Source organism: Enterococcus sp. AZ177, assembly GCF_050544585.1.
GTDB classification, from domain to species: Bacteria; Bacillota; Bacilli; order Lactobacillales; family Enterococcaceae; genus Enterococcus_L; species Enterococcus_L plantarum.
Genome location: NZ_CP172944.1, coordinates 2,700,754 through 2,718,816, shown reverse-complemented (window position 1 = coordinate 2,718,816; position 18,063 = coordinate 2,700,754). Strand labels below are relative to the sequence as shown.

The window sequence follows — 18,063 nt, the reverse complement described above, 5'->3', positions numbered from 1 at the left end:
ACCGTCCTAATGTTTACAACATAATGCTAGAGGAGATGAGTTGTCCTTTAGAAAGTGTTTCTACATCAATACTTTTATCAATAACTTTCCAAAAAAAAGTAGAAAAATTAATAAGAATCAATAGGTTATTCACATAATTCTCAAAAATTTGTGTTATTTATCAAAAATATGATAAATAAAAGAACTAAATTATGTAGACTTGATAAATAAAATAGATTAAACTTATTTTAGTTTTGTAAGTATATCTTTAATATATCTTATTTATAACTTTTCTGATATGGAAAAGTATGTAATAAATAAATTATAACGATCAGAGCAATTCATTTAATAACAAAATCGTAAAGGAGAATTCCGAATGTACAACATAGGATTCGTTTTGGCTGGTAATACAGATGAACAAAAATACATAGATTCATTAAAAAGTATTCAATTGGACGTGCATCCAGTTAACAAAGATGAAGCTGCTGAAACTATAGGGAATTATGATGGAATCATCATCAATGAACAACAAGCACAAAATATTGGTATGATCTGTGAATTGATTATTCTATTGAAGAAAAAACAGGATACTTTTATATGGGTGATTTCAGAGAGAGAAAATAAAATGAATCACATTGTTTATTTACAGCTTGGTGCAGATGGAATAATAGACAATGAATGTGCTCCAGAAGAGTGTCAACTTATGATAACAAATGCTCTTAATAGATACAAAAATGTGCATCAAGTTAATGTAAAACGCACGGAAAAAGTGAGTAACGACTGTCAGTTCCAACTACGACCATGTAATTTTAGCGTTATATTAAATGGAATTGAAATCAATTTGACCAAACTTGAATTCAAAACAATTGAATTTTTACAAACACAGCAAGGCGTAGCTGTATCTTATGAGGAAATTTACAAAAATGTTTGGGAGAACGATGGAAATGATAAACAATACCGTGTATCGAATTTAATTTTTCATTTAAGACAAAAAATTGAAAAAGATGCGGCACATCCTGAATACATTAAAACTGTTCGTTCAAAAGGATATAAGCTATCGATGTAGTGCTATTTACTGAATGAATTGAATCTGTCATGGCGGTTGATCGGATATGTATTACGACAATGACGGTGACAAAAGAATCAAGCGAAATATGTTTTCTCTTTTTCAAGCCAACTGTTGAAAACATAAACAAAAATAGAGAAAATCAGTGTGTTTTTTGTCGACATCCAGGTAGAGAACAGCCATTCTCTATGGAGCGTTGAACAAAAGCGTAACACTAATTTTCCCCTGTATTGTGAATGTATCAAAAAATGGAACAATTGGCAAGAAAAATAGAAATAGATTGTGCGTTCTTCTAAGACAGACGTACAAAAAAATTGTTAAGGGAGGAGTTGAGAAGATATGAAAATCGGAAAAAAGTCTTATTTTATTGGACTAGTTATTTTTCTGTTCAGTATTTTAGCGGTTATTTTATTAAATAACTCTAATAAAATTGAAGCAGCTGAGGAACCTTTGATAGGAAACGTGGATTCTTCCACTCTATTAAAAACCGAAGAGGATTTGCATAATCAAGAAACGATCACTGTTCCTCAAATGGAAGCTTACATGGATGGAACTAATTATCAACCAGCTCAGACCAAAATTGAGAATAAAATCACTGGAAGCATGACAAATGAGCAGTATCAAACACAATATGCTGATTTGAATGCTCAGCAAAATCAAGCATGGAATACTCAATATAATTTCCGACCTGATACCAATGCGGTTCATGTAGGAACTTGGGCTGAGTTTAGAGCAGCTTTTGAGAATAATCAAGTCTCAAAGATCATCCTTGATGCAGATATTTATTATGGCACTGCGATTGCTATCTCTAGAGCAGAATCAATTGAAATAGATGGTCAAGGGCATCTCCTTGAGATGCGAAATGGTTCAATCAATGTTGATGATCTAAATTCTTTGGCAAGTTTTGGCAAAGCGTTTTCTGACGTACCAGTATTCCACATGCATGATATTCAAATTGCGAATAATACTGGGTATGGAGCGCTAGAGGGGAATCTTGGAACTGCGTGGTCATTTGTTAATGGTAAAGGACAATGGGGCACTGGCGGTTCAACCGGCTCAAATAGAAGATTATGGCGTTACAGAATTGGGAATGTTTACACTCCGTATGACACTAGTAAAAAAAGTGATAACCAACGTGTGGGTGGCCGCTTAATCAGTGCTCCTCGTGCTGAGATTAGCATGTATGGATACAATGTCATCGTAACAGGTGCTGAAAATTTCTATACCGGTGGAATGACATTTGAGCCTAGTACCTTTTATAAAGGCACAAACGCTGAGTATGATTATTCAGTTGTTTGGTTCATGGATAATACTGGTAAAAATGGGGACACTGATTCAACAGGGACCAGGAAATTTGATATTGGAGAAGGCAGTTTTGTGTATTTAAATTATACAGCTAATGGCACCAATTATCCTGCAGTGTATAACTTTTTCGATGAGCTAAGAGTCGGGAAAAATGCAACTTATAATGCGAACATGCCTGGATCAGCTGCCTATTTTAATGTGGACGGTGCAAGCTTTATAGCGGAAGAAGGTTCAACAGTCAATTTACTTTCTCGTGCAGGCAGTCGAGCTACTGTTCAATCTGGTGCAGTAAATGCTACGAATGCTGGTTCACAAGCAAACCCTAAAAACACTAAATATGAATTTAAGCCTAAATCAAATGTGTTCATTGTTGGGAATAATAATGGTGGAGTTCTTGCGTATAACTCAACAAATGGAGGCAATCAGTTCATATTTGATAGTCCAGAGTCATTTGACATTCGTAATTCGTTCAATAGTACAACGACAACCAATGCCTTTTTGGGAGATACAACGTCGAATAGAGGAACCAACAGTTTCACTATAAAAAATTCTGATATATCTATTTGGAATAATCAAGCAGACATTGATGGTGCGCCAACCTATGATTATTCGAATGTAACAGACTTCACTGTAACAAATGCATCTGCAAATGGAGGAGTGACAAGCTCCGATCCGGCTCTTCAAAGTCAATATCTTCGTCCAAATTATAAACGTATCTCAGGAATGAATAGTATACCTGAACTCACTTGGACGCCCGTAACTGATGCGGATTTCGACCAACAATCACGTATTTTAATAGGATATACAGCAGTTGGTGGTAGTGATCCGTTTGACGAAGATGGTAATGCAAAAACAAAACCCGTTTATGCAGATAGCATTCGTAAGGCTTATGTCGATTTCACTGATACTTTGGGAAATACTTATACAGGAACAAGTACCGATGATAACTATGTCCATTGGAAAAAAGCAGATCATGAGATACCAGGCTTTCAACTTGCTCAAAAAGACATGTTTGGAACGCCTTATCGTGCATCGTACGTCAATAATGTTTTGACTCCATATAGAATGGGGGAAAAGACCCCCACAACTGTAATTGATGTTACGCCACCAGAACCAGCTATTGTGACTGGCGATAAAGTAACTAATGGAATGAAGCAATTGATTGGGAAAAATGCTGAACCAAAAGCGAAAATCTATGTTGATATCAATGGTACGCGTCAAACAAATGTAGGGTCAGTCAATGATGATGGTACATGGGCATATAATTTACCTAGATATTTAAACACAGGCGAAACCGTCCAAATTTTCTTAGAAGATAATGCTGGCAAAATTACTGAGACTCTAGATCCAGCAGCACCTTCAACTAATAGTGCTAATGGAAATATCAATCCGGCAACCGAAATGAATTATCGTGATGCAACCTTCAAGCCTGCAACGAAATATAGTGTAGAAGACGGACTTCCAGACAATCCATTAATGGAAAAAACTGTTGTTTCTTCTGGCGATAAAACAACCCAGGTTGGTGACATTCTAACGTATACATTAACAGCCACAAATGGAAAAAATGCTAGTCTAGATGCTGTTTGGAATAAAGTAACGGTAAAAGATACGATTCCAGATGGATTAAAATTTGATCCAGAAACAGCAGACGTTACGATTAATGGCAAAGTGGCAGCAGAAACTGACTTTACCTATGACGTCGATTCTCACTTGTTGACGGTTAACGTCGGAAACTTGAAAGCGGGAGCTTCTGCAGTTGTAACCTTTAAAACAGAAGTTCAACAATCTGCAGTTGGTAAAGTGATCAATAACGTTGGGATAGCAACTGGTTTTTCACCAAGAGAATCTGGGGAATTTATAGAGGGACCTGATGATCCTAGCCGAGCGCATGATGTGTTCTCTAAAGAGGCAAACGTTGATAATCCAGGAGGAAGTATTTTTGGTATTCTAGAGCTTGTTTCAGCGCCTAAAAATATCAACTTTGGAGCAACTACGTTCAGTCCTAAAGGAACAAAAATCAATAATCCTTCTTATGAAGGAGAAGATCTAGTCGTGAAAGATGGCCGTGCTGTTCAAGAAACATGGACATTGAATGTACGTCTAGAAAAAGAATTAGCCAAAGTCGATGAGCCAGATGTCTTTATTCCAAGAGCGATTCGTTATGTACACAAAAATGATGAAATCACGTTAATGGGTGCATCACAACCAATCATATCACGTAAAAATGATAATAATGATCCATATAATATCAGTAGTACTTGGTCACCAGATGGCGATGGATTCAAATTAAATGTTGATTCTGGTCAATCAATAGCTTCAGGTAAATATGAAGCCACAATCGTTTGGGAATTAGTTGCAGGACCACCATCAGAAAATCCATAAAATAGGAGAGAAAAGTATGAATAAAAAAAGAATAATTATTATGCTGGCTTCTATCATGTGTATGGTGGCACTCGCATCATTTTCATCAAATGTGAGTGCAGCTGACAACCAAAATGGTGGACAAGTTGCGACTGAGGGAATCATTACGTTTTATGAAGACTCAACCGAACCAACAACAGAACCTTCAAAACCAACCCCGCCTAACTCGTCTGAACCTAAGGTCACAAAACCTGTTGGAAGATATCCTTCCACGGGCGAAATTATAAAAGGCTCAATTGGGATTAGCGGAATTGTTCTAGTTGCTGTTGCACTTTTTATTTTCTTCAAGAAGCGTAAAAAAGAACAGGAGGCAGATGGATGAAAAAGAAAAGATTGATTTTAGCTGCCTTCATGTTGTTTTTAGCAACAGTAGGAGTAATGGATTTTGCATCTGCGGAAGAAAAAACGGTGACAGGTCATGGAACCGTCGAATACACTGGCGAACATCCAAAAGAGCCAGTTGATCCTGAAAACCCAGTCAAGCCAGTTGATCCAGGTCCAGGACCCTCAACGGATGGGGATCTTAGATTTGATTTTGCGCCGACGTTGAATTTTGGTAGAAGTAAAATCACTGAAACAGACCGCAACTTTTACGTGAATGCGCAATTGTTTCATGATGGCACGCCTGCCAGAGGAAACTATTTGCAAATAACGGATTCCAGAGCAGAAGCTTCAGGATGGACGCTTCAAGTTCGTCAAGAGTACCAATTTAAAAATGATGTTATTCAAGATGACGCTGAAAAAGAATTGAAAGGGGCAGTTCTATCCTTTGATAAAGCGTGGGCAAATTCTGCGTATACTCAAGAAAAATCGCCCCAACTCAGTAAAGATATCATTCAATTGAATGCACCTGGCACAACATTTCCAGTAGCTTCAGCTGATCAAGGACAGGGAAAAGGCACATGGATTATCTCATTTGGGGCATCCGCTGAAAATAATGGTGACCAAGCAAACACCATGTTCCCTAAAGTTGATGAAAAAAATCAGCCGGTCTTAGATGAGAACTTCGAAAATCAGCAAGTTCAGGGAAACAAAGCAATCTTTTTATCCGTACCGGATGCAGTTAAAATCCATCCTGTACAATATCAAACCGAGTTAACTTGGATATTAGCCGAGTTACCATAAAACACACACATATATAAACTAGGAGGAAACACAAATGAAATTCAAAACATTATGTTCAGTAGCAGTAGTAGCAGCAATCACAACAGGAGCTTTAGCACCGATGGCAGCGAATGCTGAAACAGAGGCAAAATCATTAACAGGTAAAGGTGAAGTAACGTACGAAGAAGATAACGGAACAAACAACCCTGGTGACCCTGAAATTCCTGATGGAACAGACGTTGATCCAGGGAAAAATCCGGACATCACAATTAACCCTGATGGCGGACCAATCACAATAGACGTTGTGTCTAACTTGATTTTCCCTAACCAAAAAATTGGTGTATCACCAAAACCAACAACAGCAACAGCAAATCCTGTTTCATTAACGTTAACAGATGGAACAACTGTAACACGTGGTAACTACGTACAATGGACAGATAAACGTGCAGGGAATGACCACAAATACCAAATCAAAGCAGCGATGACTAAACAATTTACTAACGGTTCAAATACGTTGAACAATGCAACAATTTCTTATGCTAATGGCTTCCTAAACTCAGAAATGGGAGAAGCGAACTGGCCAAAAACTCGTCCAGCAGACTTTGTTTTATCTCAGGATGGAGTGAGTCAAGTTGTTCTTGACAACAATACAGCTGAATCAACAGGTGCCCGTGGTTTAGGTACATTCTACGCTGAATTTGGGACATCAACTGCAGATGCTAAAAATACTCTTGAAGAAAAATCTACTGGTTTAGCAGGCAAATCTGTTGAATTATCAGTTCCAGCTGGTCAAAACATTGTTAAAGGTAAATATGTTGCGGATATTACTTGGTCAATCGAGTATACTCCAGCTCCAGCAGCTCCAGCAGCTCCAGAAACACCAGAAACCCCAGCAGAATAATTAAAAATAAAACATAACAAAATAGTCAATACTCAAGATGCTGATTCCTTTATTGGAATCAGTGATCTTGTTTATAGTTTTGAATGGAAGAAGGAAAAATTATGAAAAATAAACTAACATACATAGTAACAGCAGTTCTTATTTCACTTATTACATTTATCGCAAGGCCAACCAATAGTCTCGCTCAAGAAGCAGGTGGTGCAACAGGATTTGTTTATGAAATTAAATTTCCTGAAAATCAACAAAAAGAGGCTGGCTATTTTGATTTAAAAATGACACCCGGTCAAACCCAAAAAGTACAAGTGTTACTAAAAAATCCACGAGACAAAGAAATAACCGTTGAAACAAGCCTAAATGGTGCCAAAACGAACATGAATGGTGTTTTAGAATATGGTCCAATCAATCTAAAAAAAGACGCATCGCTAAAATATGATTTTGTTGATCTTGTTAAAGCGCCAGAAAAAGTGGTATTACCACCAAACTCTGAAAAAACATTAGACATAGAAATTACCATGCCCAAAGCCTCTTATGATGGTGTGATTGTCGGCGGAATTCAGTTGAAAAAAGCAGATGATGAGGATCAAAAAACGCAAAACGGCGCAAACGTAATCAATAAGTACGCCTATGTTATTGCGATGGTTTTACAAGAAACAGATACTAAAGTAGAACCAGAATTGAACTTGAATAAAGTCAATGCAGGACAATCAAATGCGCGAAATGTTGTCTATGTGGATGTTTCCAACACGAAAGCAAACTTCTTAGACAATTTATCAATGGAAGCTCAAATCATGTCGGACAAAAGCGATGAAGTATTGTACGAAACAAAGAAATCTTCCATGCGGATGGCCCCAAACTCTAATATGACTTTTCCTGTAAGTATGCAAGGAGAGGAAATGGTTCCAGGGAAATACCGCGCGCACATTTTGGCAACTTCTGGAAGTAAAAAATGGGAATGGACAGAATCATTTGAAATTACTGCAGAAGAAGCTGATAAATTTAACCGAGAAGATGTTGGATTAGTCCAAGAAAAAGGAATTAACTGGCCACTGATCATCGGTGCAGCAGTAGGATTGTTCGTTGTTATTTTAGTTATTTTCTTTATTATTCGTATGATTCGTAAAAGAAGAGAAGCGGCTAAAAAAGCAGAACGTCATAAAAAGAACAAGCTAAAGTAAGGAACATACTAGCTGGAGGGAAGGATCATGACAACATTAGATTGGTTTTTTAGCATAGGGTTAGTGTTGGCAGTCCTTGCCATCCTATTTTTTATCCTTTTTCTGGTTTTAACAATCAGAACTGGAACTAAATTAAAAACTATAAGTAGAAAAAGAGCCAAAACAAAGAAAAAGAAGAAACGACTTCGCATTGCAAAAAAGAAATTGATTCGACAAAAGAAGAATCAGCGTACAGCTGCGATTATTTCGTTAGTGGCAAGTCTATTGCTAGGAGCTGGCGCTTTTTATTCGGCTTATTATCAAGCAATGAATTTAACCACAGATGACTCTGACTCAATTTCTAAAGGGTATTATCTTTTAAGTGATTTTAATGGTGAATTGTCCAAAGCAGGCAGTGGATCAGAATCTCAAGATAAAATGGAAACAAATTTACGTTATCTTGCAAATAGCATCGCAAGTTATGGAACGAAAAAAGCCAGTACTGTAAATACCCAAGAAGGCCAATTAACCTTAAACCGTTATTATAATGCAATGAAAGAACTCGGTACAAACGTAATGAGAAATTATACTCAAATTTATAACAATCCTGATTTGGCAAAAGACTATCAAGAAGATGTCAAGAAAGTAAAGGAATACGAACAAAAAGTATTCAAACTGTACAATATCAATGAAGCTGCTTTGGATCAAAAAAAGTAAACAATTGAGGTGATTTATCATGGAATCACAAAAACGTACAGCCAAAAAGAAAAAATACCGCGCTAATCAAAATCAAAAACGGAAGCCGAAAAATGTAAAACAACAAAAAAATAGTTCATCAAAAATCAAAAAACGGCGTACAGGAAAATCAAAAAAAGCGCTCATGGAAGCCAAAAAGAGAAGGAAGAATCGCAAACGAAAAATTTTTTTATTGGAATTTTTAGGTGCAATAGCTATTACTAGTATTCTCGTTTTCTTCATGTCTTTGTTTTTATTTTCTCTTCCTAAAGTTGAAGGATATTCTATGGTTTCCACATTGAGAGATGGAGATCGGGTTTACGTAAATAAGATTGGGAAACTCAAAACGTTTGAATTAGTATATGTTCAAATACCAGGAACCAAGGAAAAAGAAGTTCGACGAATCATCGGGATGCCAGGACAAAGGGTAACCTATAAAAATGATCAGCTGCAAATAGATGGACAAGATAGAGAAGAAAAATTTATCTTCGATGAAAAGCAAACTTCACAAGAAAACGGTCGACTTTATACGGATGATTTTTCGATTTTTACTTTAACTGGAACATCAAAAATTCCAGAAGGAAAATACTTACTGTTAGGGGATAATCGACCGTATTCAGTTGACAGTCGTCAGTATGGATTAGTAGATCGAAAAGATATTATTGGTGTGGTGGAAATGAGAATCTTACCGTTGCATCTGTTACAAAGATTCTAGTTTTCTTCATATCTGAAAGATGGTTTATTTATAGAAGTGATAAGACAGGCCCAACAGCTTTGTCTTATTTTTTAATGGTAAACTGTATTTTTTTGCAAATAGCAAGTCTTTTGCTAGATAATCTGTTATACTAGTAAGCGTTACAAGTTCCCGAAAGGATTTGTTGTAAAATAGTAGACTTTTCGATGAAATATTCTTGTTGGATATGAAGCGAGTGGTACTACATTTTGTACAAAGATGCCTTGTAACCGACTAAATTTAGGGGGAATACATTATGACAGAGAGACATTTATTTACATCAGAATCAGTTTCAGAAGGACATCCGGACAAAGTTGCCGATCAAGTAAGTGACGCAATACTAGATGCGATTTTAGAACAAGATCCGTTAGCCCGTGTGGCATGCGAAACAAGTGTAACAACAGGTTTGGTTTTAGTTTTTGGAGAAATATCTACTACTGCATACGTAGATATCCAAAAAGTTGTTCGGCAAACATTGAAAGATATTGGCTATACACGAGCTAAATATGGATTCGATGGCGATACCGTTGCAGTTCTTGTTGCAATAGACGAGCAATCACCCGATATTGCACAAGGGGTGGATGATGCACTAGAAACACGTGGTGAGAAAGATACCAAAGATGATATTGGAGCTGGAGACCAAGGATTGATGTTTGGTTTTGCAGTAGATGAAACGCCAGAATTAATGCCGTTACCAATCTCTTTAAGTCATAAACTTGTAAATCGTTTAGCACAATTACGTAAAGAGGAAAAATTGCCTTATCTACGTCCTGATGCAAAATCACAAGTGACAATAGAATATGATGAAAACGGCAAACCGCAACGTGTAGACACTGTTGTGATCAGTACACAACATGATGAAGAAGCTACGCTGGAGCAGATTCAAAAAGACGTGAAATCTCTCGTCATTGAAGAAGTGATTCCAGCAGAATTATTAGATGAAGAAACAAAATACTTTATTAATCCTACAGGTCGCTTTGTTATTGGTGGACCTCAAGGAGATGCCGGCTTAACTGGACGTAAGATCATCGTCGATACATATGGCGGATATGCTCGTCATGGTGGCGGCGCCTTTTCTGGAAAAGACGCGACTAAAGTTGATCGTTCTGCAAGCTATGCAGCGCGATACATTGCAAAAAACATCGTTGCAGCAGGATTAGCTGAAAAAGTTGAAGTTCAGTTAGCGTATGCCATTGGTGTAGCACAACCTGTATCGATTTCAATCAATACTTTTGGGACAAGCGAAGTACCTGAAAGCAAATTGATCGAAGCCGTTAGAGAAAATTTTGACCTGCGTCCAGCGGGAATTATAGAAATGCTTGACTTACGCCGTCCAATCTACAAGCAAACGGCAGCATATGGTCATTTTGGTCGTACAGACATTGAACTACCTTGGGAGCAGACAGATAAAGTCGATGCAATCAAGAAAAGCTTGATGGAGTAAACGAGGCGGCGCTACTAATGAAAATTAGTGGCGCCGTTTTGCTGTGAACCACCACGACTGGCTCCGCCAGAGTGGATGATGAACAGTACTTGACGACCAAAGGGAGAGAAGTTACCTATTAAAAGAAACATCAAGTATACTACAAAGTTACACCTAATCAACAGTACTAGGAACCAAAGAGAGTGTCGCTACCTTACTTAGTAAAGTCTCAACACTGTACCAATAAAATGTTGTAAATGAATTCATAAGTAACTTTATTAAACTAAAAAATAGCAAAAGGATGGAGATACATGGAAAGAAAAACAAACGTCAAACTTGTAACAATCAGTGTTTTTGTTGCAACATTTATGACAGCAATCGAAGGAACAATTGTTTCAACAGCAATGCCAACAATCGTAGGATCATTACATGGCATGGAAATTATGAACTGGGTCTTTTCTATTTATTTATTAACAAATGCGATGCTAACACCGATTTACGGAAAGCTAGCAGATAAAATTGGGCGTAAACCGATATTCATGGTTGGAATTATTATTTTTATCATTGGTTCGTCACTTTGTGGTTTAGCACAAAATATGATGACATTGATCATTGCTCGGGCAATTCAAGGAATTGGAGCAGGAGCAATCATGCCTGTTGCTTTAACGATTTTAGCTGATATTTATTCAATTGATAAACGTGCAAAAATGCTTGGATTAAATAGTGCTGCGTGGGGAATTGCTAGTATATTTGGTCCACTTGCAGGTGGATTTATTGTGGACACAGTTGGTTGGCACTGGATTTTCTTCATTAATGTACCGATCGGACTTGTTTTAATGGGCTTGATTGCTTACTTTTTAGTGGAACCAAAAAGAGAAAAATCTAAAGTACCAATGGATATCTTAGGTAGTGTTCAACTGATGTTCGTTTTATTAACACTGTTATTAGGATTCCAATTAATTGGTGATGGTGGTTTTAGCTTAAAAGTATTTCTTTGTTTGGGCGCATCAGTTTTATTCTTTATTGGCTTTATTTTTGTGGAAAAAAGAGCCAAAGATCCTGTTATTGATTTAATGCTGTTTAAAAATTCTACGTTTGTGATTGTTAATATCGTAGCGGCTTTGATCAGTGGCTTTTTGATGGGCGTAGAAGTTTATATTCCAATGTGGATGCAAGGCGTTTTAGGGAAAAGCGCAGGGATTGGTGGCTTAGTATTAGCGCCTATGTCCATTTTATGGATGGTCGGTTCGTTCATTGCGAGTAATTTAATGGAGAAACATACAACAAAACGAGTACTGACGATTGGCTTAAGTATTACATTGTTAGGCGGTATTTTCTTAGTATTAGTACCAGCGTCCATTTCATTTGTCTGGTTCTTTGCGATTTCTTCTGTTTTGGGTGTTGGTTTTGGGATTACGATCACAACCACTACAGTGACGGCTCAAAGCAGCGTGGATCCATCTGAAATGGGTGTTGCAACGTCATTTAATACATTAGCGAGAACCATTGGACAAACATTGATGGTATCAATTTTCGGGGTAATCATCAATGCAGTCACAACCTCAGAATTAGCGAAAAGTACATTACAGGTCGATCCGGATGTGATGAATCAACTTGTTAATCCACATACAGCAAATACAATACCAGCAGATTTACTGAGACCTTTACGAGGTATGCTTTATGCAGGTCTTCATAATGTATATGTCGTTGGGATTGGCTTGATTATTGTTGCGATTATTTTAAATGTGAGTGTTAAAAAGAAAATAGCAAAGTAGATGGATCATTATTTCTTTATAAAAAAGAACCATGATAGACGAAAATTTGACATACAAAGTTCATAATTACTTTGTAATATAAAGACATACCAAAGGCAACTAAACAAAATAAAGTTCGTTTCATTTTAACTCCTCCTCCCGCTCGTTCTTCATTGAAGAACGAGTTTTTTTGATCTATACAGTGCAAAAAAAGGGCGATTTAATGCTACAATAATAGAAAACAGAAAATGAGGGAGATTGGATGGCTTTTTTGCAAGCAAATATTTATTCTAACGTGTTAGAAATGGAAGTATCAGTAAATGTAGTTTTACCACAAAAAACAGAGAAAAAAATTGGTACTGCTACAAAAGGAAATTTTACAGATGTCCCTGTCTTGTATCTACTTCATGGGATGGGGGGAAATCATAGCGTATGGGAACGTCGGACTTCGATAGAACGTTATGTTTCGGATTTAGGGCTGGCTGTGATTATGCCATCTACAGACCTGGGTTGGTACACGGATACAACCTATGATATGAATTACTGGACGTTTATTTCTGAGGAACTACCAACCATCTGTCATGAATTATTTCCTCAACTATCAACGAAAAGAGAAAAGACGTTTGCGGTTGGATTATCGATGGGGGGATACGGTGCTTTAAAACTTGGGCTTGCCAAACCTGAAAAATTCGGTGCTGTGGCTTCCTTATCAGGTGCTGTGAATCTTGCTGATAGAATAGAAGATTTGCTAGCAATCAAAGGGAGAACGTTTTGGGAAGGAATTTTCGGTCCATTAGAAAATGTTCAAGGATCGATCAATGACCCTATGTTTTTACTAGACCAACTAGTCGCTAGCGGGGAGAAAGTACCAGATATTTTTCTTTGTTGTGGTGAAGAAGATTTACTTCTTTATGGAAATAAAACAATGGCAAATGCACTAAAAACTCGCAATATTGATCATACATTTAAAACGGGGCCAGGTAACCACGATTGGGTCTTTTGGGATGAGTGGATTCAACGAGTATTAAACTGGCTACCATTAGAAAATAAAAAAAGCTTGGACAAATAAAAATGTCTGAGCTTTTTTGCGTATTTAATACTAGACGAACGTATCTAACCCATTCAAAAATACCCGCAATGTTTTCATAAAGAAATCTTTTTGTTTTTCCTTCTGGCGATAATGAATACTTTCGCTGATATTGTGTAACTCATGCTCTTGAACGTATTGTTTCATCAAGATAATTTGCGTTTTCAAATAGTCGTCACCGGCCATGACTTTATTATAAAGTTTCTTCTCTTCGGCAGAATCCATCAGCATGCCAAATAGTAAATGCTGTAAAGAGGTAACCGTCATATAACTTAATTCGATGGAGAAACCAGCTTGATTTAGAATCCCGAGAATGGCGTCTAGATTTCTTAAACGCGATGGATAAGAAGGAATTGTATGAATTTCGATCTCCATAGCACAAGGATATTGTTGATACAATTCATAATAGTTTTCCATATAAGCATAAATTGTTTCTTTCCAATTTTCTTGCGGTTTTGGTGGGATAAATTGATTTTCAATCTCTTCCGCCATACTTTGCAGCAACGCTTGTTTATTTTCTACATGCCAATAAATAGCGGGGGCTTTTATATCAAGCTTTTGAGCGACTTTCCGCATGGATAATTTTTCTAATTCAGGATTTTCTGTTAATAACTGAAATGCAGCTTGAACGATTCTTTCTTTTGATAATTTTGATTCCAAATTTTCTCATCCTTTTATATAACAACTATAGATTAATTTCTTGAAATTTTTTCTCAGAAATGGTACATTGGTGTGCGGCTTAATTTTACAGTGTTAAATTAAGGGAGTCAAACAATGGATTAATGTCTCATCTTGTATGCTCATGAACGAATTATAACACTAAATAATCGTTGAAAGTTGTACAAAGAATCAAGTTAGGCTAGTTTTACAAAGAAAGTTGGGATATAAATGAGTATTATTATGGAACATGTTAAAAAGTACAAGTTGGAAGTTACCATAGCGTTGTTTACTGTCGTTATTATGGTCATGTCGGCATTATGGCAACCTAAACTATTACAAAAAGTGTTAGAAGCAATTATTAAAGAGGATAAGAGCCAAATGAAAGAACTGGGGTTGTATTTGATTGGAATCGCAGGTTTAGGGTTGATTGCTGGTGTTTTCAACACGATTTATTCTGCAAAAGTCGCACAAGGTGTGAGTGCAGATATTCGTGAAGCAACGTTTCGTAAGATTCAAACTTTTTCATTTGGAAATATCGAAGAATTTTCAGCAGGAAATTTAGTTGTTCGTTTAACCAATGATGTGACACAAATTCAAAATGTGATCATGATTGCATTACAGTCCTTATTTAGAATCCCGATTTTATTTATCGGTAGTTTTATTCTAGCGATGATGACATTACCACAATTATGGTGGGTCATCGTGTTATTAGTTATCGCTGTATTCATTATCACAGCATTATCATTTTCGCAAATGGGCAAACATTTTATGATTATCCAAACATTGATCGATAAAGTAAATGGATTAGCAAAAGAAAATCTTTTAGGAATTCGCGTGGTGAAATCTTTTGTTCAAGAGAAGAATGAGTTAAATCGCTTCACCAAAGTCAGTGAAGAATTGACGAAACATAATTTGATTGTTGGAACACTATTTTCTGTCATGATTCCCTCATTTATGTTAGCAGCTAATCTCGCGGTTGTAGGATCGATTTTTCTAGTTAGTAACCTAGTCAAAGATGACCCAACTGTAATTGGCGGAATTGCTTCGTTTATGAGCTATTTGATGCAAATTATGATGGCGATTATTATTGGTGGAATGATGATGATGATGACCTCTCGTGCGGCGGTCTCAATCAAACGGATCAAAGAAGTTATAGAGACAGTTCCAGCGCTTACGTATAAAGATGTACCAGAACAAAATTTAGACGGAAGCGTGGTGTTTGATCATGTTAGTTTCCGTTATCCAGGTGATGAGACAGATACTTTGAAGGATGTTTCATTTTCTATTAAACCTGGTGAAATGATTGGGATCGTAGGTGCAACTGGTGCTGGTAAATCCACTTTAGCACAATTGATTCCACGTTTATTCGATCCTTCTGAAGGGACGGTAGAAGTTGGTGGTATCGACTTGAAAGAGGTTAATGAGCATAGTTTGCGTAAAGCGGTCTCTTTCGTATTACAAAAATCAATTCTTTTCTCTGGTACCATCTCGCAGAATTTACGTCAGGGAAAACGGGATGCGAGTGAAGCGGATATGTCTCGGGCAACTGAAATTGCACAAGCAAAAGAATTCATCGAGAAATTAGCGCTACAATACGAAGCGCCAGTTGCTGAACGAAGCAATAATTTTTCCGGGGGCCAAAAACAACGTTTATCTATTTCACGAGGCGTAATCGGAGATCCTAAGATCTTAATCTTAGACGACAGCACAAGTGCCTTAGATGCTCGCTCAGAACGTTTAGTTAGAGAAGCTTTGGATAGAGATCTAAAAGATACAACTACGATCGTGATTGCACAAAAAATATCTTCAGTTGTTCATGCAGATCGTATTTTAGTTTTGGACAAAGGTCATTTAGTGGGTGAAGGTACCCATGAAGAGTTAGCTAAAACAAATTCAATCTATCAAGAAATCTACGAAACACAAAAAGGAAAGGATGAAAATAATGACTGATTTAATAAGAGCAAGTAAATTCTTTTTTCATTATTTAAAACGGTATAAACTTTCCTTCTTGTTTATCTTTGTAACGATTGTTATTGCAACTTATTTACAAGTAAAAGCGCCTCAATTTATTGGGGAAGCGATTCAAGAATTGGCAAATTACGTGAGAGCTTTAGGGCAAGGAACAGATGATAAGAGCAAGTTTATCGATATTACCTGGAAGTTATTGATTTTTTATGTACTGACTAGTGCAGCAAATTTTATTTACAGCATTTTATTCACGCAAGTTGTTGGAAAATCAACAAATCGTATGCGTATTGGATTATTCAATAAATTAGAAAAGTTAACGATTCGTTTCTTTGACTCTCATCAAGATGGTGAAATTTTAAGTCGTTTTACCAGTGATTTGGATAACATCCAAAATAGTTTGAATCAAGCATTGCTTCAAGTGTTGACCAATCTTGCATTATTCATCGGAGTGTTGATCATGATGTTTCGTCAAAATGTTCAGTTGGCATGGGCAACGATTGCTTCTACACCTGTAGCAATACTGATTGCTGTCGTTGTTATCAGCAAGGCAAGAAAATATGTTGATATCCAACAAGATGAAGTTGGTAAATTAAATGGTTATATGGATGAAAAAATCAGCGGACAACGCGTGATCATTACAAATGGTTTACAAGAAGAAACAATCGATGGTTTCTTAGAACATAATGAAACAGTGCGTAAAGCAACATTTAAAGGACAAGTTTACTCTGGTCTATTGTTTCCAATGATGCAGGGAATGTCTCTTGTAAATACCGCTATTGTTATTTTCTTTGGTGGTTGGTTAGCCTTGAACGGTGATTTGGAAAAAACTGTTGCGTTAGGATTAGTAGTAACATTTGTTCAATATTCACAACAATATTACCAACCGTTGATGCAGATTTCTTCTGGTTACAGTATGATCCAGTTAGCGATTACTGGCGCTCGTCGTTTGAATGAAATGTTTGATGAGCCAGATGAAATTAATCCAAAAGATGGAAAAGAAATCGATGGAATCAATGAATCCGTTTCGTTGAATCATGTTGAGTTCGGCTATGATCCAGAAGTGCCAATTTTAAAAGACGTTTCAATTAATGTAAGTAAGGGTGAAATGGTCGCTTTAGTTGGTCCGACAGGTTCAGGAAAAACGACAATCATGAATTTATTGAATCGTTTTTATGACGTAAATAGTGGTTCGGTTACATTTGACGGAACGGACATTCGTGAAATTGAATTAAGTAGCTTGAGAAGTCACGTAGGAATTGTCTTACAAGATTCCGTTTTATTCTCTGGTACAATTCGAGCAAATATTGCATTCGGTAAACCAGAAGCCGCTGAGGAAGACATTATAGCGGCGGCTAAACAAGCGAATATTCACGAGTTCATTATGGAGCAAGAAAAAGGCTATGATACTGAAATCACTGAGGAAAATAATATTTTCAGTACGGGACAAAAGCAACTGATCAGTATTGCGAGAACCATCATCACAAATCCATCATTATTGATTTTAGATGAAGCGACTAGTAACGTAGATACTGTAACAGAAGCTAAGATCCAAAAAGCTATGGATGAAGCAATCAAAGGCAGAACCAGCTTCGTAATTGCTCACCGTTTGAAAACAATTTTGAATGCAGATCGTATTGTCGTTTTAAGAAATGGTGAAGTGATTGAAGAAGGAAGTCATCATGAATTGTTGAAACAAGAAGGTTTTTATTCAGAACTTTATTACAATCAGTTTGTATTTGAGTAAATAGTCTAAAATAATATAAGAAAATCAAC

14 protein-coding genes and 1 riboswitch are annotated in these 18,063 nt (G+C 36.7%); of the genes, 13 read left to right on the top strand and 1 reads right to left on the bottom strand.

Annotation, left to right across the window (positions count from 1 at the left end; all coding sequences use genetic code 11):
- Positions 1-355 precede the first annotated feature (355 nt).
- From IGJ34_RS13360 to IGJ34_RS13310, 11 genes are all read left to right on the top strand, one after another.
- Positions 356-1,045 (top strand): winged helix family transcriptional regulator, encoded by a 690-nt coding sequence (locus tag IGJ34_RS13360; protein WP_069653574.1) that lies wholly within the window; start codon positions 356-358, stop codon positions 1,043-1,045.
- A 339-nt stretch (positions 1,046-1,384) separates the two neighbouring features.
- Positions 1,385-4,732 carry a pectate lyase-like adhesive domain-containing protein gene (locus IGJ34_RS13355; RefSeq protein ID WP_430597647.1) on the top strand — a complete coding sequence of 1,116 codons (3,348 nt, stop codon included), beginning with the start codon at positions 1,385-1,387 and terminating at the stop codon, positions 4,730-4,732.
- A gap of 16 nt (positions 4,733-4,748) precedes the next feature.
- On the top strand, positions 4,749-5,093 hold the full coding sequence (locus tag IGJ34_RS13350; RefSeq protein ID WP_430597646.1) for an LPXTG cell wall anchor domain-containing protein: 345 nt from the start codon (positions 4,749-4,751) through the stop codon (positions 5,091-5,093).
- Positions 5,090-5,896 carry a WxL domain-containing protein gene (locus IGJ34_RS13345; protein WP_206836779.1) on the top strand — a complete coding sequence of 269 codons (807 nt, stop codon included), beginning with the start codon at positions 5,090-5,092 and terminating at the stop codon, positions 5,894-5,896. Before IGJ34_RS13350 ends, IGJ34_RS13345 begins: the two co-directional genes overlap by 4 nt.
- Positions 5,897-5,930: 34 nt before the next feature.
- Entirely contained in the window at positions 5,931-6,776 is an 846-nt protein-coding gene (locus IGJ34_RS13340) for a WxL domain-containing protein (protein WP_430597645.1), read from the top strand.
- A 101-nt stretch (positions 6,777-6,877) separates the two neighbouring features.
- Complete coding sequence (locus IGJ34_RS13335) at positions 6,878-7,951, top strand: DUF916 and DUF3324 domain-containing protein (protein ID WP_069653579.1); 1,074 nt, start codon at positions 6,878-6,880, stop codon at positions 7,949-7,951.
- A 27-nt stretch (positions 7,952-7,978) separates the two neighbouring features.
- Positions 7,979-8,647: a hypothetical protein gene (locus IGJ34_RS13330; RefSeq protein ID WP_111247598.1), complete on the top strand. Its 669-nt coding sequence runs from the start codon at positions 7,979-7,981 to the stop codon at positions 8,645-8,647.
- A 19-nt stretch (positions 8,648-8,666) separates the two neighbouring features.
- On the top strand, positions 8,667-9,380 hold the full coding sequence (gene lepB / locus IGJ34_RS13325; RefSeq protein ID WP_240485846.1) for a signal peptidase I: 714 nt from the start codon (positions 8,667-8,669) through the stop codon (positions 9,378-9,380).
- Positions 9,381-9,515: 135 nt separating this feature from the next.
- Positions 9,516-9,657: riboswitch (SMK box riboswitch) on the top strand.
- The gene (gene metK, locus IGJ34_RS13320) at positions 9,655-10,842 is read left to right on the top strand and encodes a methionine adenosyltransferase (protein WP_111247599.1); all 1,188 of its coding nucleotides are present in this window, start codon (positions 9,655-9,657) and stop codon (positions 10,840-10,842) included. It overlaps the preceding riboswitch by 3 nt.
- A gap of 290 nt (positions 10,843-11,132) precedes the next feature.
- Entirely contained in the window at positions 11,133-12,596 is a 1,464-nt protein-coding gene (locus IGJ34_RS13315) for an MDR family MFS transporter (RefSeq protein ID WP_069653582.1), read from the top strand.
- 241 nt (positions 12,597-12,837) lie between these two features.
- Complete coding sequence (locus tag IGJ34_RS13310) at positions 12,838-13,644, top strand: alpha/beta hydrolase (protein WP_430597644.1); 807 nt, start codon at positions 12,838-12,840, stop codon at positions 13,642-13,644.
- A gap of 30 nt (positions 13,645-13,674) precedes the next feature.
- Here IGJ34_RS13310 and IGJ34_RS13305 read toward each other — a convergent pair whose 3' ends face one another.
- Positions 13,675-14,322, bottom strand: a complete 648-nt coding sequence (locus tag IGJ34_RS13305; RefSeq protein WP_069653584.1) for a TetR/AcrR family transcriptional regulator C-terminal domain-containing protein — start codon at positions 14,320-14,322, stop codon at positions 13,675-13,677.
- 228 nt (positions 14,323-14,550) lie between these two features.
- Between IGJ34_RS13305 and IGJ34_RS13300 the strand changes: the two genes are divergently transcribed.
- Both IGJ34_RS13300 and IGJ34_RS13295 read left to right on the top strand, forming a co-directional pair.
- Positions 14,551-16,272, top strand: coding sequence for an ABC transporter ATP-binding protein (locus tag IGJ34_RS13300; protein ID WP_430597643.1), 1,722 nt, complete (start codon positions 14,551-14,553; stop codon positions 16,270-16,272).
- Complete coding sequence (locus tag IGJ34_RS13295; RefSeq protein ID WP_111247604.1) at positions 16,265-18,034, top strand: ABC transporter ATP-binding protein; 1,770 nt, start codon at positions 16,265-16,267, stop codon at positions 18,032-18,034. Before IGJ34_RS13300 ends, IGJ34_RS13295 begins: the two co-directional genes overlap by 8 nt.
- The last annotated feature ends 29 nt before the right edge of the window (positions 18,035-18,063 follow it).

What these genes read in the sequence shown, in the direction of transcription:
- IGJ34_RS13360 (WP_069653574.1), top strand. Translation starts at nt 356, where the DNA reads ATGTACAACATAGGATTCGTTTTGGCTGGTAATACAGATGAACAAAAA.
- IGJ34_RS13355 (WP_430597647.1), top strand. Translation starts at nt 1,385, where the DNA reads ATGAAAATCGGAAAAAAGTCTTATTTTATTGGACTAGTTATTTTTCTG.
- IGJ34_RS13350 (WP_430597646.1), top strand. Translation starts at nt 4,749, where the DNA reads ATGAATAAAAAAAGAATAATTATTATGCTGGCTTCTATCATGTGTATG.
- IGJ34_RS13345 (WP_206836779.1), top strand. Translation starts at nt 5,090, where the DNA reads ATGAAAAAGAAAAGATTGATTTTAGCTGCCTTCATGTTGTTTTTAGCA.
- IGJ34_RS13340 (WP_430597645.1), top strand. Translation starts at nt 5,931, where the DNA reads ATGAAATTCAAAACATTATGTTCAGTAGCAGTAGTAGCAGCAATCACA.
- IGJ34_RS13335 (WP_069653579.1), top strand. Translation starts at nt 6,878, where the DNA reads ATGAAAAATAAACTAACATACATAGTAACAGCAGTTCTTATTTCACTT.
- IGJ34_RS13330 (WP_111247598.1), top strand. Translation starts at nt 7,979, where the DNA reads ATGACAACATTAGATTGGTTTTTTAGCATAGGGTTAGTGTTGGCAGTC.
- lepB (WP_240485846.1), top strand. Translation starts at nt 8,667, where the DNA reads ATGGAATCACAAAAACGTACAGCCAAAAAGAAAAAATACCGCGCTAAT.
- metK (WP_111247599.1), top strand. Translation starts at nt 9,655, where the DNA reads ATGACAGAGAGACATTTATTTACATCAGAATCAGTTTCAGAAGGACAT.
- IGJ34_RS13315 (WP_069653582.1), top strand. Translation starts at nt 11,133, where the DNA reads ATGGAAAGAAAAACAAACGTCAAACTTGTAACAATCAGTGTTTTTGTT.
- IGJ34_RS13310 (WP_430597644.1), top strand. Translation starts at nt 12,838, where the DNA reads ATGGCTTTTTTGCAAGCAAATATTTATTCTAACGTGTTAGAAATGGAA.
- IGJ34_RS13300 (WP_430597643.1), top strand. Translation starts at nt 14,551, where the DNA reads ATGAGTATTATTATGGAACATGTTAAAAAGTACAAGTTGGAAGTTACC.
- IGJ34_RS13295 (WP_111247604.1), top strand. Translation starts at nt 16,265, where the DNA reads ATGACTGATTTAATAAGAGCAAGTAAATTCTTTTTTCATTATTTAAAA.